At 63.5% G+C, this 16374-nt stretch carries 11 protein-coding genes; 4 read left to right on the plus strand and 7 right to left on the minus strand.

All coding sequences use genetic code 11. The annotated features are described in order from the left end of the window. Positions 1-131: 131 nt before the first annotated feature. From HPY32_RS30045 to HPY32_RS30055, 3 genes are read right to left on the minus strand one after another with little or no spacing between them, the layout of a single operon-like run. A complete protein-coding gene (locus tag HPY32_RS30045) occupies positions 132-1589 on the minus strand; it encodes an ATP-binding protein (RefSeq protein ID WP_067577858.1) in 1458 nt (485 codons plus the stop codon). A gap of 16 nt (positions 1590-1605) precedes the next feature. Beyond that, positions 1606-3339 (minus strand): NAD(P)/FAD-dependent oxidoreductase, encoded by a 1734-nt coding sequence (locus tag HPY32_RS30050; protein WP_082870536.1) that lies wholly within the window; start codon positions 3337-3339, stop codon positions 1606-1608. A 41-nt stretch (positions 3340-3380) separates the two neighbouring features. Continuing rightward, a complete protein-coding gene (locus tag HPY32_RS30055) occupies positions 3381-4937 on the minus strand; it encodes an FAD-dependent oxidoreductase (RefSeq protein ID WP_067577862.1) in 1557 nt (518 codons plus the stop codon). A 281-nt stretch (positions 4938-5218) separates the two neighbouring features. Between HPY32_RS30055 and HPY32_RS30060 the strand changes: the two genes are divergently transcribed. From HPY32_RS30060 to HPY32_RS30075, 4 genes are all read left to right on the plus strand, one after another. Then, on the plus strand, positions 5219-5395 hold the full coding sequence (locus HPY32_RS30060) for a hypothetical protein (RefSeq protein ID WP_171983112.1): 177 nt from the start codon (positions 5219-5221) through the stop codon (positions 5393-5395). A 32-nt stretch (positions 5396-5427) separates the two neighbouring features. Continuing rightward, positions 5428-6909: an ABC1 kinase family protein gene (locus HPY32_RS30065; RefSeq protein WP_067584336.1), complete on the plus strand. Its 1482-nt coding sequence runs from the start codon at positions 5428-5430 to the stop codon at positions 6907-6909. Between the two features lie 30 nt (positions 6910-6939). Beyond that, entirely contained in the window at positions 6940-9570 is a 2631-nt protein-coding gene (locus HPY32_RS30070; protein ID WP_067577864.1) for an MMPL family transporter, read from the plus strand. Between the two features lie 527 nt (positions 9571-10097). After that, positions 10098-11333 (plus strand): helix-turn-helix domain-containing protein, encoded by a 1236-nt coding sequence (locus HPY32_RS30075; RefSeq protein ID WP_082870538.1) that lies wholly within the window; start codon positions 10098-10100, stop codon positions 11331-11333. Here the strand turns inward: HPY32_RS30075 and HPY32_RS30080 are convergent. From HPY32_RS30080 to ispH, 4 genes are read right to left on the minus strand one after another with little or no spacing between them, the layout of a single operon-like run. Continuing rightward, the gene (locus HPY32_RS30080; RefSeq protein WP_309247553.1) at positions 11317-12390 is read right to left on the minus strand and encodes a polyprenyl synthetase family protein; all 1074 of its coding nucleotides are present in this window, start codon (positions 12388-12390) and stop codon (positions 11317-11319) included. The genes HPY32_RS30075 and HPY32_RS30080 overlap by 17 nt on opposite strands. Before the next feature lie 23 nt (positions 12391-12413). After that, positions 12414-13556, minus strand: coding sequence for a flavodoxin-dependent (E)-4-hydroxy-3-methylbut-2-enyl-diphosphate synthase (ispG, locus tag HPY32_RS30085; protein ID WP_373686695.1), 1143 nt, complete (start codon positions 13554-13556; stop codon positions 12414-12416). 17 nt (positions 13557-13573) lie between these two features. Beyond that, positions 13574-15412: a 1-deoxy-D-xylulose-5-phosphate synthase gene (locus tag HPY32_RS30090; RefSeq protein ID WP_253949877.1), complete on the minus strand. Its 1839-nt coding sequence runs from the start codon at positions 15410-15412 to the stop codon at positions 13574-13576. Positions 15413-15423: 11 nt separating this feature from the next. Next, positions 15424-16374, minus strand: a complete 951-nt coding sequence (ispH, locus tag HPY32_RS30095) for a 4-hydroxy-3-methylbut-2-enyl diphosphate reductase (protein ID WP_067577874.1) — start codon at positions 16372-16374, stop codon at positions 15424-15426.

Here is a 16374-nt window from a genome sequence, read left to right on the forward strand (position 1 = left end):
CAAACGGCGATGTACGGGCGGGCGAACTTCGACCTAGCCCGGTGCCGGATGCTCATCAGGATCTGACCGACTCCAAATCCCCCAAAGCGCCACCAACTTTGTTCCTGAGCCACAGGACCTGCTCGATTGACTCAACCGTCGCGAGGTGATATTGAGTAGTCGGCGATGTCGATGTCAGGGTTGAAGTGGTGCAGGGGAATTCGGACGATGAAGCAAGTATCGCCGGGGGAAGATTTGACACTGATATCGCCGTGAATATCCGCGACGATCTGCGCGGAAATGCTCAAGCCTAATCCTGTTCCGCTATCGGACGATTTCGTGGTGAAGAATGGTTCGAAGATCTTCTCCCGGATCTTTGCCGGGATACCCGGGCCGGTGTCGGAGATCTCGACTCGTGCATAACTTTCGTCGCGGCCTGTGCGAAGGGTGAGTGTGCCTCCATCCTGCATCGCTGCGATCGCGTTCACGATGATGTTCGTCCACACCTGATTGAGATCGGCCGCATGGCACGGAATCTTCGGCAACGTCCTGTCGTATTCGCGGATCACGCTGATACGGTCGCCGATCCGGCTGCGCAGCATCACCAGTGTGCTGTCGAGCAAAGCGTGCAGATCGGCGAGACTCGACACCTCATCCGGTCGTGCGTACAGCCGCGCCGAGGCCACCAGTTCGCAGATGCGTGACGTCGACTCCTTGATCTCACCGATCAGCAGCTGCGCCTGTACGGTGTGCCCGATCCATCGGACCACGTGCCCGAAGATCTCTGGCTCCGTGGTATACGCAGTGCGCGCCAGCCACTCCGTATCGATGCCGGCTCGGGCCAACGCGGACATGAGGTCGGCATCGTCTACGACACCGTGATCGAGAAGCCACTCCTCGATCGCGTCCAAACGATCGGTTTCCTGGAGCGGCTTCAGTTCCAGCGATTCGCGCAGCGCCTGGATTGCGTCGTGGCATAGGCGCAGCACTGGGTTCAGATCTACCGATGTCGAACGATTCTCTGTGACAGCCTGCAACGTCGACATCATTCCGGCAAGATGTTTCGATAGCGCCAGCGTCGCGCTCTTCGCTGCGGCCGCAGGGTTATTGAGTTCATGGGTGAGGCCCGCGGCCAACGACCCGAGCGCCGCAACGCGTTCGCGGCGCGCCAGGATCCCTCGTGCCTGCCGATTGCCGAAGAAGTATCCTTCCAGCAGATGTACCGCCATCGGGCACCAGGCCCGGACCATCGATGCGAATTCGCGGGCGTCGGCGACCAGCAATGTCGACTGTCTGGCAGCGTACATCGATACGCCGTAGGTCTTCTCGGCGGCGTCTCGCAGGTAACAGTCCCATGCCCCGGCGTATGTACCGGTCTGCTCGGTCCGGGCGAGGACGATTTCCTCGCCCTCGGACCGATGCGTCAGCACGATTTCGCCGTCTATCAGCACGTAGAAGTCCTTGGCCGATTCGCCTTCGCGATACACCGCCCCTGGCGCGAAAGTCGTTGTCGTGCTCGCCCGGCTCAGCCACGTCAGCTGTTCCTCGTCCAGGCTCTCGAAGAGGAACAGATTCCGCAGCCCGGCCGGGTCGTCGACAGGCTTGCGCATGATGTCTTCCCCCGTCTCAACTCTGTGCCAGATACCGATGAACCAGCATGACCGCCATGACTCCCTCGCCCACCGCCGATGACACCCGTTTCGCCGACCCGGCGCGGACGTCGCCAGCCACGAATACACCGGGAACATTCGTCTCCAACTGTTGCGGCGGGCGATCCAGTGTCCAACCGGGTATAGGACCGCCGTCCGCCAGCAAGTCGGGACCGGTGAGCAGGAAGCCCCGGTCGTCCCGTACCAACACGTCAGCCAGCCAGTCGGTGCCTGGCTCAGCACCGATGAACAGGAACAGGCATTCTCCGGCGAGCTCCTCCTCCTCACCTGAAGTGCCGTTACGTACGAGGATTCGCTCGAGATGTGCGTTGCCGCCGACCTCGACCACCTCGGTGTTGAGCTTGACGCGGATGTTGGGGGTGTTGGTGATCTGTTCGATCAGGTAGTGGGACATGGACTTGTGCAGCGAGTCCGCGCGCACGATTACGGCCACCGAGCGCGCCGTCCGCGACAGATACACCGAGGCCTGTCCTGCGGAGTTCGCGCCGCCCACGACGTGGACGTTCATCCCCTTGCACAGTGTCGCCTCGGTCATCGCGAACCCGTAGTACACACCGCGACCGGTGAATTCGCTTATTCCGGCTGCCGGGTGCCTGCGATAGCTCACCCCGGTCGCCACCACGACGGTGTGCCCGTCGATGATGCTCCCGTCCGTGAAACGCACTCGCCGCGCACCTCCGCGCACCTCGAGCTTCACCGCATTCTGTGTCGTCACCAATTCGGCTCCGAACTTCAGCGCCTGCCTGCGGGCACGTTCGGCCAGCTGCGCACCCGACACCCCGTCCGGGAAGCCGAGATAGTTCTCGATCCGGCTGCTCTGCCCCGCTTGTCCGCCCGGCGCCGTGCGTTCTATCAAGACCGTACGCAAACCTTCGGAGGCGGCGGTGAGTGCCGCACTCAAACCCGCAGGGCCCCCGCCGATGACGATCGCGTCGTAGAAGCCCGTCGAAGGCGAGGTGGTCAGGCCGAGCACTTCGGCCAGCTCGGCATTGCCAGGGCGCACGAGTACCTTGCCGGTGGAGGTAACCACCACCGGGCACCGGTCCTCTTCGACCCCGGCAGCGCGCAGCAGCCGATCGCCCTCCGGTTCGTTCACCAGGTACCACCGGTAGGCGAGTTGATTGCGAGCCAGGAATTCGCGCACCTCCGAGCATCGCGCCGACCAGCGGCTCCCGATCACTTTGGTCTGAACAACCGGTTTGCGATCGTCGGCGCACCACGATTCGAGCAGGCCGTCTATCACCGGGTACAGCTTCTCCTCCGCCGGATCCCACGGTTTGAGCAGATAATGGTCGAGATCGACGATATTGATGCCATCGATGGCGACGGCGGTTTCCGCATATGCGGTCAACAACACCCGGCGAGCAAGAGGGTGCGAATCGATCGATCGCTCGAGAAAGTCGAGGCCGTCCATCTCCGGCATCCGGTAGTCGGCGATGATCACCGCGACCGGCTGTCCACGCAACTTGACTTCGCGCAGCACCTCGAGTCCCTGGCGGCCCGACTCCGCACGAATGATCTGATACTTGCGTCCGTATCGCTGCCGCAGATCGCGGACGACCGCGCGCGATACCACAGGATCGTCGTCGACACTGAGCACCACCGGTTTGAGGCCGGTGGGCACCGAGCTGTACGTCTGTTCCCACCCGACTACGTCGATGGGTGCCGTACCGCTGGTTGTTGTCGCCATGAGAATCGTACTCCGATCCGCGCTGGTTCGTGTTCCGCCGATTAGCCGGGATGGTCTTCGAGCGCTCTCGGTCGCCGAGCGGCCGTTGGCTCAGTCAGGTCGTCGCGGCCGCACTGCGGTGTCGCAAGCAGCCCGTTTGCGAAGTCGGAAAGCAGACAGTCGACGACCTCTCCGGCATCGATCCGATTCGTGCCGATACCGCCACGCGGCCTGCGTTTGGCCCAACCGGTGACATACACCCCGGCAACGGGCAAGCCACTTGTATCGAGGACGTGGCCGTGTTCATTGGGAATGATTCCGTGCTGCTCGTCGAACGGGACACCGGGAATCGGCACGCTGCGATAGCCGATCGAGCGCAGCACCGGCGATCCGGCGATCGATTCCGGTCTACAGTTTGCGGCGGGGTCGTCACCCGCACCGAAGCCGTTGGGCCGCACGCGAACGCCCGCGACGTGACCACTACCGAACAGTTCGATCGGTGCGACCCGATAGCGGAGTACGATCCTGCGGTGCCCCGGTCCAGGAAAGCGTCGTGAATATTCTTGGGCTAACGCCATTTTCATGGCCGAAGCCGGGTCGTCATCGAGTGCCCGCGCGGCGGTCTGGCCCAGTTCGAGGTCAACCGGGTCGATGACGACGTCGATGTTCGGTAGGTAGCCGAGCTCCAGGAACTCCGAGGTCGTGTACGCGGCCTCGGTCGGCCCGCGGCGGCCGAGGATGACGACCTCACGCACGTTGCTCGCGCGCAGGGCGTCGAGCGCGTGATCGGCGATGTCGGTGCCCGGCAATGTATCCGGATCCGCGGTCAGGATGCGTGCAACGTCGAGCGCGACGTTTCCGTTGCCGATGACGACGACGGTGTCGCCGGAGAGATCGAAGCTCATGTCGGCGTAGTCCGGGTTGCCGGTGTACCAGCCGACGAATTCGGCCACCGAATGACTGCCGGGAAGGTCCTCACCCGGAATGCCGAGGCTACGGCTGGCGGGTGCCCCGGTCGCGTAGACAACGGCATGGTAGCGGCGTGCCAGATCGTCGTGCGTGATGTCCGTGCCGATCTGAACATCAAGATGCAACCGGACACGCTCGTCGTCGAGCAGTGCAGCGAAGGTGTTCGCCATCCTCCTGGTACGTGGGTGATCGGGCGACACGCCGTATCGCAGCAATCCCCACGGCGCGGGCTGGCGCTCGAAGATATCGATCTCCGCCGTGCTGCGGCGAAGCAGCTCTTCGGTGGCGTAGCACGCCGCGGGCCCGGACCCTACCACCGCCACCCACAGCGGGGCGCGCGCAGGGGACCGGCATGGTACAGCGCGGGTCGCCGCGGCGAGGGCTGCTGTGAGCGGGAAGCGCTGAAAATACGCGGCATTGAGTTCGGCGAAGCGACCAGCGGCGGGGGGCAGTTCGTCGTCGAAGACGATGGCGTCCACCGGGCACACGTCTACACAGGCGCCGCAGTCGATGCAGGAATCGGGATCGATGTACAGCATATCCGCGGTTGCGAAGGCGGGATCGTCGGGATGTGGGCGAATGCAGTCGATCGGGCATTCGAATACACAACTGGCATCATTGCAGCAGGACTGCGTGATCACATGGGGCATAACCACCGCTCCTTGAGCATGATCGGGCGTACTGCGGGAGTTCATCCACCATACGTAGCTCGTACCCGGGGTTTCCCAACTGCCTTGGGGGATATCGCGGTTGTCGGATTTGCATGAGAGGGCAGATAATTTGTTTGCGGTCGGCCCTTGCGTTGGTTTTTGGAACGCCGTGCCTTGCGGCCGTGACGATTGGCGGGCGTTGAATATGAGTTGCGTGGTGTCGGCGTCTTTTTCCAACAGCTCCGGTGCGGAATCCGGAAAACTTAGAAAGTAGAGATGACATGTCAGAACAGCGTATTGGCTTTCGCAAATATGTCGGTGATCTGATCGACAGCGCGAAGGATACGATGGATGCGAGCAAGGACTGCGCCGACGATATATTGGATAGGACCTACGGTGTCGAGCGCGGGTTGCGAAATACTGTGCGCGCGGTCTTCGGCCGTGACAAAAAGCCGTGAAACCGGGACACTTGCACCTCGTTGCGGTCGTGATGGGCCATCTTGCCGCCGATTTCCTGGCCGCCCAGGATCGCGGCATGCCGACACCACGGGCCATCCGGCGCAGGCAGCGCCGAGCCGTTGCCACCCGCAAGGCGCTGAATCGGCTCGGCCCCTTCTACACCAAGCTCGGCCAGGTCATGGCGACCAGGCCGGACTTCGTGACCACCATCATGATAACGGAACTAGAGAAACTGCAGGATCGCTGCTCGATCAGCCCGTTCTCATCATTCGAAACAGTGCTCACCGAGGACCTCGGGGCGCAATGGAGGCAGATGTTCGCCGACGTGGACCCGGATTCACCACTGGGTTCGGCATCACTCGCGCAGGTCTACCGGGTCACCACAGCTGCGGGTCAGGTCGCAGCACTGAAGGTTCAGCGTCAAGGCGTACGTGAGACGTTCACCGCAGATATGGCGATCACGATGCGAATAGCGAAGCTGCTGAACAGAATCTTCCCAAGGATCCACGCCATGCTCGACGTGGAAACGGCGCTACGTGTCGTATTCGATGCGATGGAATCTGAATTGGATTTCACCATCGAGGCCAACAACATGAATGAGGCACGAGCCATGGTCGCCAAATATTCGTGCCTCTCGATACCGAAAGTCCTACACGCGACTCCTCGGGTACTGATTCAGAGTATGGCGCCTGGGATATCCATTCGGGAAGCCGATCCCACCGCTTTCACCGGAAGGGAGCGCGAGCAGATCGGCCGAGATCTGCTGAGCTTCATGTACAACGGGTATTTCGTGCACCGGTTCTTTCACGCCGATCCGCATCCAGGCAATATCTTCGTGCATCCCGGACAAGGAGCCTGGCTCCTGGATTGGGGGATGGTCGGCCGACTCGACCGCCACCTGAGCTCGGCGATGCTGCTGGTACTCAGCAGCATCGCCCAGAACGATGGTATAGCCATGGCCAAGGCGTGGATGGAACTCGGGCATCCGATGCCATGGGCCGATGTTCGCGGCTTCGCTGACGATATGAGCCTGCTGGTGCCCAAGTTGTGCTCACGTTCCATGGGCGACCTGAGTCTCGGCGTGACGCTCACCGCACTGCTGCGGGCAGCAGCCAAACGCGGTATCAGGTCCAGTCCGCTCGTCGCCCTGGTCGGCAAGTCGTTCGGCAACATTGAAGGCTCCGTCACTTGCCTGACCCCGGAACTGTCCGTCGTCGGCGTCTTCCAAGACACGCTGACCGATGTGCTGCGCGGTATGGCGAGTGATCTGATCTCGAAGGAGCAGCTCGGGCGCTCCGCCATCGACGTCTATCTCGGCGGGACCACATTTCTCAGCCAGACCAGGGAAATCCTGGACTCGGTGTCCGGTGGGCAGTTCGGCATCCGGGTCGGCATCGACGAAAGAACTGTATTCAAGGCCCAGACCATTGGCAGCCAGGCCAAGCCGCTCGTCCTCGGCGCGCTGGCGGCGGGTGCGATCGTATGGCTGCGCGGGCTGCGTAGAGCCGGTTAGCCCGGAGGGCACCGTTTTTTGGAGAATCCCATGTTCGATAGGACTCACACCACGGTCGAGCGATCCACCCTGCGGCGCTGTGGCGAGTGGATTGTCCGGCACCGATACCTCGTCGTGATCGGTTGGCTGCTGTGTGCCATTGCCACTGCGCTGGCCGCGCATGCCGTCGGGCCGCGCTACGACGACGGCGGCGCGGTTCCCGGTACCGACTCCCGCGTTGCTCAGGATCTGCTGGCTGCCCGGTTTCCGGTCTATGCCGGGTCCAGCGGTGTGGTGGTCTTCCATGCCACGAATGATCGTCTGTCGGCCACGCTGGTGGATGACGCGGTGCGACGGATCGCCGGACTGCCCCACATCGTCCGGGTCATCGATCCCTTCGCCGCTGCCGGTGCGTTGAGCGAGGACAAGCGGACAGGCTACGCCGCCGTGCAGTACGACACCCGATTCAGCACCGGGGATTCCGAGCCACTGCACCGGCTGATCGACGCAACCGCGACCGCGCGCGCCGCCGGTGTGCAGGTCGAGGTCGGCGGCCCGATCGCGGACCTGGCCGGGTTGCACGCACCCCGCACCTCGGAGGTACTCGGCGTCACCGCCGCGCTGGCGATTCTGACGATCACGTTCGGCTCGCTGGTCGCGGCCGGGCTGCCGGTTCTGACCGCGGTGGCGGGGCTGCTGGTCGGCGTCGGGACAGCCGAGCTGGCCAGCCGCCTGCTGCCGCAGATGCCCGAGCAATCCGTGCCGCTCGCGGTCATGATCGGACTCGGCGCCGGGATCGATTACGCACTGCTCATCGTGACCCGATTCCGCGAGTTCCTCGCCGAAGGGGCGGACGTGGCGGCCGCTGTCACCGAGTCGATGGCCACCGCGGGTGAATCGGTCCTCGTCGCTGGGCTGACGGTGACGGTGAGCCTGCTAGGGCTGTGGGTCACCCGGCTGCCGGTGATCGGTGCGGTCGGCACCGCATGCGCTATCGCGGTCGGCGCCGCGTTGCTCTCCGCGCTCACCCTGCTGCCCGCAGTGCTGTCGATCATCGGGACAGCGGTGAACCGGCTGGCGATACCGGTGACCACCGACCGTGGCGGCGCGGGCTGGGCCAGGTGGGGCGGCCGAATCAGCAAGTCGCCGTGGTTCTTCGTGATTGGATCGGTGGCTACGCTGCTGGTACTGGCCCTGCCGTCGGCCGCATTGCGGCTCGGCATCGCCGACGCGGGGGTCCAGCCGCAGTCACAGACGCAGCGCCGCGCCTACGATCTGATCGCGCGAGACTTCGGTATCGGCGCCAACGGCCCGCTGCTGCTGGTCACCGGGTTGACCGGGGCCCGACAGGAGGGCACCGATCTCGACCGGCTGAGTGCCGCGGTGCGCGCGGCACCGGACGTCGCCCGGGTAGCCCCGGTCGAGATCGCCCCGGACGGCAGGGCCGCGGTGCTCACGGTCGTTCCGGCGCATGCGCCGTCCTCACCGGCGACTGACAACCTGGTACACCGGCTGCGCGACGTCACGATCCCCGCGAGTGGGGTGTCATTGCGGGTGTATATCGGCGGCGCGACGGCATCGGGCATCGACATGGGCGCCACTGTTCGGTCGCGGCTGCTCTGGTTTGTCGGCGCCGTCGTCGCACTGACCATCGTGCTGCTGACAGTTCTGTTCCGGTCGGTGCTCATCCCGCTCAAGGCCGCGATCTTGAATCTGTTGTCGGTCGGAGCCGCGTACGGCGCTGTCGTCGCGGTCTTCCAATGGGGCTGGGGCGCGTCATTGATCGGGCTCGACGGCCCGGTACCGGTGTATCCATTCTTCCCTGCAGTGATATTCGCCCTGCTGTTCGGACTCTCGATGGACTACGAGGTGTTCCTTATAACCCGCATCCACGAGGCATATCGTGGTGGTGCGGGTACTTTCGGTTCGGTGATCCAGGGCACCGCCGCGACCGCCCGCATCATCGGCGCCGCAGCGCTGATCATGATCGCCGTGTTCACCGCGTTCGTGCTCCAAGCCGATCCGACCGTCAAGCTGGTTGGATTCGGTCTCGCGGTGGCCGTGCTACTGGATGCCACAATTGTCCGGCTCATGCTGGTGCCCGCGGTGTTGTGCCTGCTCGGCGTGTATGCATGGTGGTTTCCCACGCTGCGGCGCGGTGCCATGGCCGGCTGCCGGAACAGCAAGTACGGTCACCTATTCTGCCTACTGGATCAGGACAAGGACGGCTACCTGGACCGCGGTGACTTCGAAGCAATAGCTGGGGCCGCGACGCGGCTGGCCGACCCACACCTGGCCCAGAATATTCGTACCGGATTCCAGGACTGGTGGCGACAACTGCCCGCCGACGGCCACGACAAGATCAGTCTCCCTGATTTTATCGACGCAAATTATCGCGGGCTCGCCGCCGATCCCAGCTACTACGGCAACGGACCCGGACAGGTATTCGAAATACTGGCCGCGACCGTGGCCAGTGGCGATGGCACCATCGACGAGGGTAATTTTGTGCGGTTGTTCCGCTGCTTCGGAGTACCCGACTCGGCGATTCGCAAGGGCTACCGCAGAATCGATCTGGACCGCGATGGCATCATTACGAAATCAGAATTCGCCGCCGCGGTTCGAGAGTATTTCACCGCGTCGAAAGGTGCAGTCGTCGGCAATTACATATTCGGACCCATCTGAGCCGACCGTCCGGGCAGCGACGAGGGGTCGTCGAGTTCGAGCGGACACTCGCATATCGTATCAACGCGCGACCGGATGGCAGACTTCGCCACGCCGCCGAATCGCCCTTGAAGTCCCCCGGGGGTTCCGTCGGCGTGAAGTCTGTGCTATCTTCGCCCCGGTTCAGTTCCTATCGAAAGCGTTGACAATCTGGTCGTCTCGTGAATGTCCGAAACCGGCAGAATCGCAGTCAGCTCCCCAGCGGTGCTCCAGATTTGTTGTGAAAGTACAAATCGCCCGGCAAGATCGTGCGGCCAATTTTAGGTGGTTTACGACTGACAGTTGGTATGCCCGATCCGCACGGATTTGGGTACCGATCCGGGGTCATTCCGGCACCGTCACACTCGGTGGAGCTTGGAAGTGCCGACGATCGCGCTGGTGAGTATTGCCATGTGGTTTCCTAGACGAGCGCACGAGGCCTATACATATACCATACCGAGAGGTCTATTAGAGAGGCCATTTTCGAATTCAACCCTGATGGAGGCGCGATGCAAGCACACCGGGCAGAACAGCAAGGAAGTGGATTGTCGGTAGGTGCGAGAATAGAATTGCGGCGCCATCAATTCGGACTCTCTCGCCGCGTAGTGGCAAATCTCGTCGGCCGCAGTGAGGAATGGCTACGCTTGGTGGAGTCGGGCCGCCAGTCATTGGATAGTATAAGAATAATAGCCAGTTTGGCGGAGGTGCTGGGAATAGAGAACATTGCCGAATTGATAGAATGGTCGACCGGCCGTCACGCAATTAATCGCGACAGCGGGCAGGATCATATATTGGAGCTCTTCAAACATGCGATCGTCGATCCGCTCGACATCAACGCCGCGGCATCTTCGCCGAACGTCTCGATCGAAGAGCTACGTCACGGGCTCGTCCGTTGCGAGGAGATCTGGCACAGCTCGGGGGAGCGCTATTCTCTGGTGGCGCAGCTGCTGCCATCGATCGTTCGCGACAGCGGCAGATTGTTCTGGACAACCATGGATCCTGCGGTCGGCGAGATAGCGATCCGCGCGAACCATATGACGCGGCGATTTCTCAACCGTATGAACTGGCACAATCTGGCGGCCATGGTCGCCGACCGGAGTATGTGTATTTCTCGATGTCTCAAGACGTCATTATGGACGACGGCAAGTGCATGGCATGTCGGCAACGCAATGTTACGCCTGGCGTTGCCGATAGAGGCACACGATATCGCGACTGCCGCCATCAATACACTCGACGAAACGGTGGACGACACGCGGAAGCAACTGATTCTACGTGGTGCGCTGCTCCTCCTGGCCGCCGAAGCCGCAGCAATGACTCATAATGTCCGGGAGGCCGATGAGCTGATCACGCTGGCCACACACCTGTCGAGAGAGCTCGACGATGAGCAGATGGTCGGCGATATCGCGTTCGGCCCGATGGCTGTTGGGCTCGCCAGGATAGAAATCGCACTCCTGCGAGCGGAATTCAGCGAGATCCCTCGAATCGCGGCTCAAGTAGAGGTGCCCGAAGGGTATTCGGTGGGCGATCTCGCGCACTTCCACATCGCACTCGCGTATGCCTTCGCGCATCGTAACGAGGATGTGGCGGCGGCCTATTCGCTGTCACGGGCAGCGGACCTATGCCCAGAGGAAATCCGTTACGACAAGTACGCATGTGAGACGATGGAGCAGTTGATCCATCGCGAGAACCGCCTGGTTCGGCGGGACATCACCAAACTCCTCGCCCGCATCACCGCATCCACGTAATCCCGCGGGTGACGTTGTCGGCGACGGCACGCAGGGCGTCCTTGACAGCCATCGGGAACGTGGCCCGATCCAGGACGCCCTGCGCCCGTTCCCACCGAGTGCGGATCATCTGCTGGACCTGTCCGCGCGCGACGATGTCGAATATCTCCCGACAGGTGGCGGCCCCGCTCGCATCCAATTCCGGATTGCCGACCAGCTCGTACAGCCGAGCCGATTGCGCCGGATCCGCATGGCGTACAGCGAACGCCAGCAAGGCGGTGTGCTTGCCCTCACGCAGATCGTCGAGGCTCGACGCGCCGGCACCGTACACGCCCTCCAGATCGTTCTGCAGCTGGAAGGCGACGCCGAGCGGACCCGCATACGCGCGGAGGTCCTGTTGTATCCGGATGCTGGCGTCGGCGAGCGCGGCGCCCATCCGCAACGGGCACTCGAAGGTGTAGCTGGAGGTCTTGTACCGTACGATCTCCAGTGCTTTCTCCACGTCACCGCCTGATAGGCCGCTTGTGGCGAGATCCAGATATTGCCCGTAGATGACATCGGTCCGCATGGTGTCGAATATCGGTATCACCGTTGCCGTTTGGGCGGGTGTGAGCTGTGCGGTGTGCAGCATTTCGTCACACCACAGCATGACGAGATCACCGAGCAGAATCGCGGCGCGCATGCCGAAGCGATCTGCATCGGGTCGTGTCCGGTACCGCTGAGACACGACCCGATGCACCGTCGGCCTGTTTCGCCGAGTATCACTGTTGTCGATGATGTCATCGTGGACGAGGACGGCGGTATGGCACAGCTCCAACGCGGCGGCCACCTGGATCACGGGTGTCGGCACGGCCGAATCTCCCCCCGCGGCAAGCCATCCCAGCGCCACCAGGGTCGGGCGTAGCCGTTTGCCGCCCGCGAAGACGAAGTCGTGCACGATGTCGGTGATTTCACGCGGCAGCCCGCGTTTCTCGAGGGAATGCGCCTGCTGTCGCAGGAACCGGTCGAGTATCCCGTCGACCTGCTTCCGGATCCCGGCCAAATTGACGGGGGCCGAGGTGGTTTCGGATCCGGTCACGGAGCACCGGCCGGAGTCCGCGGTCATCGCTCCACTCCCGGTGTGGAATCGGATGGGGTATGCGTGTCTGCGGCGAGTTTCGCCGCCTCCTCGACCAGGGTTTCGACGATGCGATGTTCCGGGACCGTGGCGACGACCTCACCGCGGACGAAGATCTGTCCCTTGCCGTTGCCGCTGGATACGCCGATATCGGCCGCGCGTGCCTCGCCGGGTCCGTTAACGATGCAGCCCATGACCGCAACGCGGAGGGGGAACGGGAAGTCCGCGAACGCCGCCTCTACCTTGGCAGTGAGGTTGTAGAGATCGACTTGCAGCCGCCCACAGCCCGGGCAGGAGACGATCTCGAGCTTGCGCTGTCGTAATCCCAGCGATTCGAGTATGCCGATGCCGACCTTGACCTCCTCCACCGGCGGTGCGGACAGGGAGACCCGGATGGTGTCGCCGATCCCTCCGTGCAGCAGGATCGCGAAGGCCACCGCCGATTTGATCGTGCCCTGCATGAGCGGGCCGGCTTCGGTGACACCGAGATGCAGCGGATATTCGCACCGTGCCGCCAGCTCACGGTAGGCAGCGACCATGGTCATCGGGTCATGATGCTTGACGCTGATCTTGATGTCGGTGAACCCATGTTCTTCGAACAGCGAGCACTCCCACAGGGCGGACTCCACCAGTGCCTGAGGCGTCGCGCCGCCATGTCTGGCCAGTAGGCGTCTGTCCAGCGAACCCGCGTTCACTCCGATCCGGATCGGCACCTTCGCGGCCGCCGCACGACGGGCGATGTCGGCGACCCTATCGTCGAACTGCTTGATATTCCCCGGATTCACCCGGACCGCGGCACATCCGGCATCGATCGCCTCGAAAACGTAGTGCGGCTGGAAGTGGATGTCGGCGACCACCGGAATGGGAGATCTGGCCACGATCCGCGGCAGCGCCGCCGCGTCATCCCTGGACGGGACCGCGACACGGACGATCTCGCAACCCGCAGCCGTGAGTTCGGCGATCTGCTGCAGCGTCGAGTCGACGTCAGCGGTAGTGGTCGTGCACATCGACTGGACCGAGATCGGCGCACCAGCACCGACCGGCACCGAACCGACCCACAGTCGCTTCGAGCGACGGATACCGCTCGCACCTGTCGCGTCCGCTGGTGTTCCGGTGCCGGGCGGAATGCCGAGATCTGCGACGCTCATGATCGCCCGCCTTTCGGGTCGCCGCGGTCCGCTAGGGCTTGCAGCCCCGTCGAGGCGATGGATCCCGCGGATATTCCGGACGCTGCCAGCAGATCCGTGCGCGCCCCTTGCCGGAGGAATTCCGCCGCTATTCCGATCGGCCTGATCGGGATCGGCTCCGGCATCGCTGCGGCGCAGCGAATCAGGCTGGTGCCCAAGCCCCGCGTGACACAGGCATCTTCGACGGTGACGACCGTGCGATGTCGCGCGGCCAGATGCAGCAGCGGCGAACCTACCGGATCGACCCACCGCGGATCGACGACCGTGACGCCGTACCCGGCGGCTTCCACGATCGCGGCCGCATCGAGACACTGTTCGGCGGTGACGCCAGCACACACGATGAGCAGATCCAGTGACCGACCGACGCTGCGATGCAGAATATCCATGTCGTCGATCCGCGATAGAGCCGGAATATCATGGCCCACAGTCGATTTGGGGAATCGCAGTGCGCTCGGGCCCGTGTGGTCGACGGCTTCGGCCAGTAACTCGCGCAGCCGCGCCGGATCCCGTGGGGCGGCAACTCGCATTCCGGGTACCATACCGAGCAGGCCAGTATCCCACATGCCGTGATGCGACGGGCCGTCTGGACCGGTGATTCCGGCCCGATCCAGCACAAAGGTGACCGGTAGGTGATGTAGTCCGACATCGAACAACACTTGATCGAATGCCCTGCCGAGGAAAGCCGAATACATCGCCACGATTGGATGGAGCCCACCCATCGCCAATCCCGCCGCCGCGCATACCGCATGCTGTTCGGCGATTCCGGTATCGAACATTCGGCCGGGGTATGTCTGCGAGAATCTTAGAAGACCTACCGGTTGGGTCATGGCGGCGGTCACGCACACCAGATCGGTGCGGCGCGCGGCCAGGCGGATAATTTCGTCTCCGAACGCCGATGTCCAAGACTGGCCGGTCGGAGAGAGCGGCTTCCCGGTTCGCGGGTCTAGCACGCCGATGCCGTGCATGTGATCGGCTTGATCGAGTTCCGCGAGCGGGTAACCGAATCCCTTCTCGGTCACCACGTGGACCACCACGGTCTTGCCGAATTCGCCCGCGCTGCGCAATGTCCGTTCGAGCTGGTCGATGTCGTGCCCGTCGATCGGCCCCAGGTAGGTGAGGCCCAGTTGCTCGAAGATCGACCGCACCTGGCCCTCGCCGAGTCTCAGGTCCTTCAGATGCTTCGCGATACCGCCGACTGTGCGGTCATAGGATCGCCCGTTGTCGTTGAGCACCAACACGATGCGGCGATCCGGGCGTGCCGCGAGGTTGTTCAGCCCTTCCCAGGCCAAGCCACCGGTCAAGGCGCCGTCACCGATCACGGTGACAACGGTGCGGTCGGTCCGCCCGGCGATAGTGAACGCATCCGCGAGACCGTCGGCGTAGGACAGCGCGGTGGACGCATGCGAGTTCTCCACCCAGTCGTGCGGTGATTCGGCCCGACAGGCGTATCCCGACAGCCCGCCCTCCTGTCGGAGACCCTCGAAACCGGCGGCGCGGCCGGTCAGGATCTTGTGGACGTATATCTGGTGTCCGATATCGAAAACGATGGCATCGCGCGGAGAATCGAACACCCGGTGCAGCGCGACGGTCAGCTCGACAACGCCGAGGTTCACCCCGAGGTGACCACCCGTCGCACAGACCTTCGTCACCAGAAATTCTCTGATCTGTGTACACAACTCAGGTAGTCGGTCGCGGGGTATGCGCCGTAGCTGTGCGGGTGAACAGGCTTCGGCGAGCATCGGCCAGCCGCCGAGGTCTGCGGTCGGGTCGATATATTCTGGGGCAGCGGTAGTCATCGAACTTCTCCTCACTTCAACTGCGTTCGCGTGCTGGAGGCCTGCTGTGGGAGGCTGAACTGCATCGTCTCGGTGGTGACGGCCAGTTCGCGCACCGCCGTGGCGCCGAGCCGGACCAGGTGCGCGACGACCTCGTCGACCAGCCACTGCGGCGCCGACGCTCCCGCCGAGATCCCGACCGCCCGCGCCTCGGCCAGCCATTCGGGTTCGATGGCGGCCGCGTCGTCGATCAGGTAGGCGGGTGTGCCTTGCCTGCGTACCCGCTCGACCATCCGCACCGAATTCGACGAGTTCGCCGAGCCGATCACCAGCACGACATCCGTCTGTTCGGCGACCTGCTGCACCGCGGCCTGCCGGTTGGTCGTCGCGTAACAGATATCACCCCCCGCCGGGCCGACCGCACGCGGGAAACGTGCCAGCAGCGCGGCTATCACCTCGGCGGTGTCGTCGACGGCAAGGGTGGTCTGGGTCAGGTAGACCACCCGATCGGGGTCGGGCACAGTCAGCGCCGCGACGTCCTCGACGGTTTCGACAAGGACGGTCTGTTCGGGTGCCTCGCCCATCGTGCCATCGACTTCCTCGTGCCCGGCATGACCGATCAGCACGATGGTGTTGCCCTGGGTGGCATAGCGTTTGGCTTCGGAGTGCACCTTGGTGACCAGCGGACAGGTGGCGTCGATCACCCGCAGCCGCCGTCGTGCGGCCTCGGCGTGCACCCGGGGCGACACCCCATGCGCGGAGAACACCACCAGCGAGTCATCGGGAACCTCGTCGAGTTCGTCGACAAAGACGACGCCCTTGCTCTCGAGACCGGCGACGACGTGCACGTTGTGCACGATCTGTTTGCGGACGTAAACGGGCGCACCGTGTTGGGCGAGCACCGCCTCTACCGTCTCGACGGCACGGTCCACACCTGCACACAACGACCGCGGTGACGCCAGCACCAACTCCCGGGCGGCCAT

The sequence above is a fragment of the Nocardia terpenica genome (assembly GCF_013186535.1).
Lineage (GTDB): Bacteria > Actinomycetota > Actinomycetes > Mycobacteriales > Mycobacteriaceae > Nocardia > Nocardia terpenica.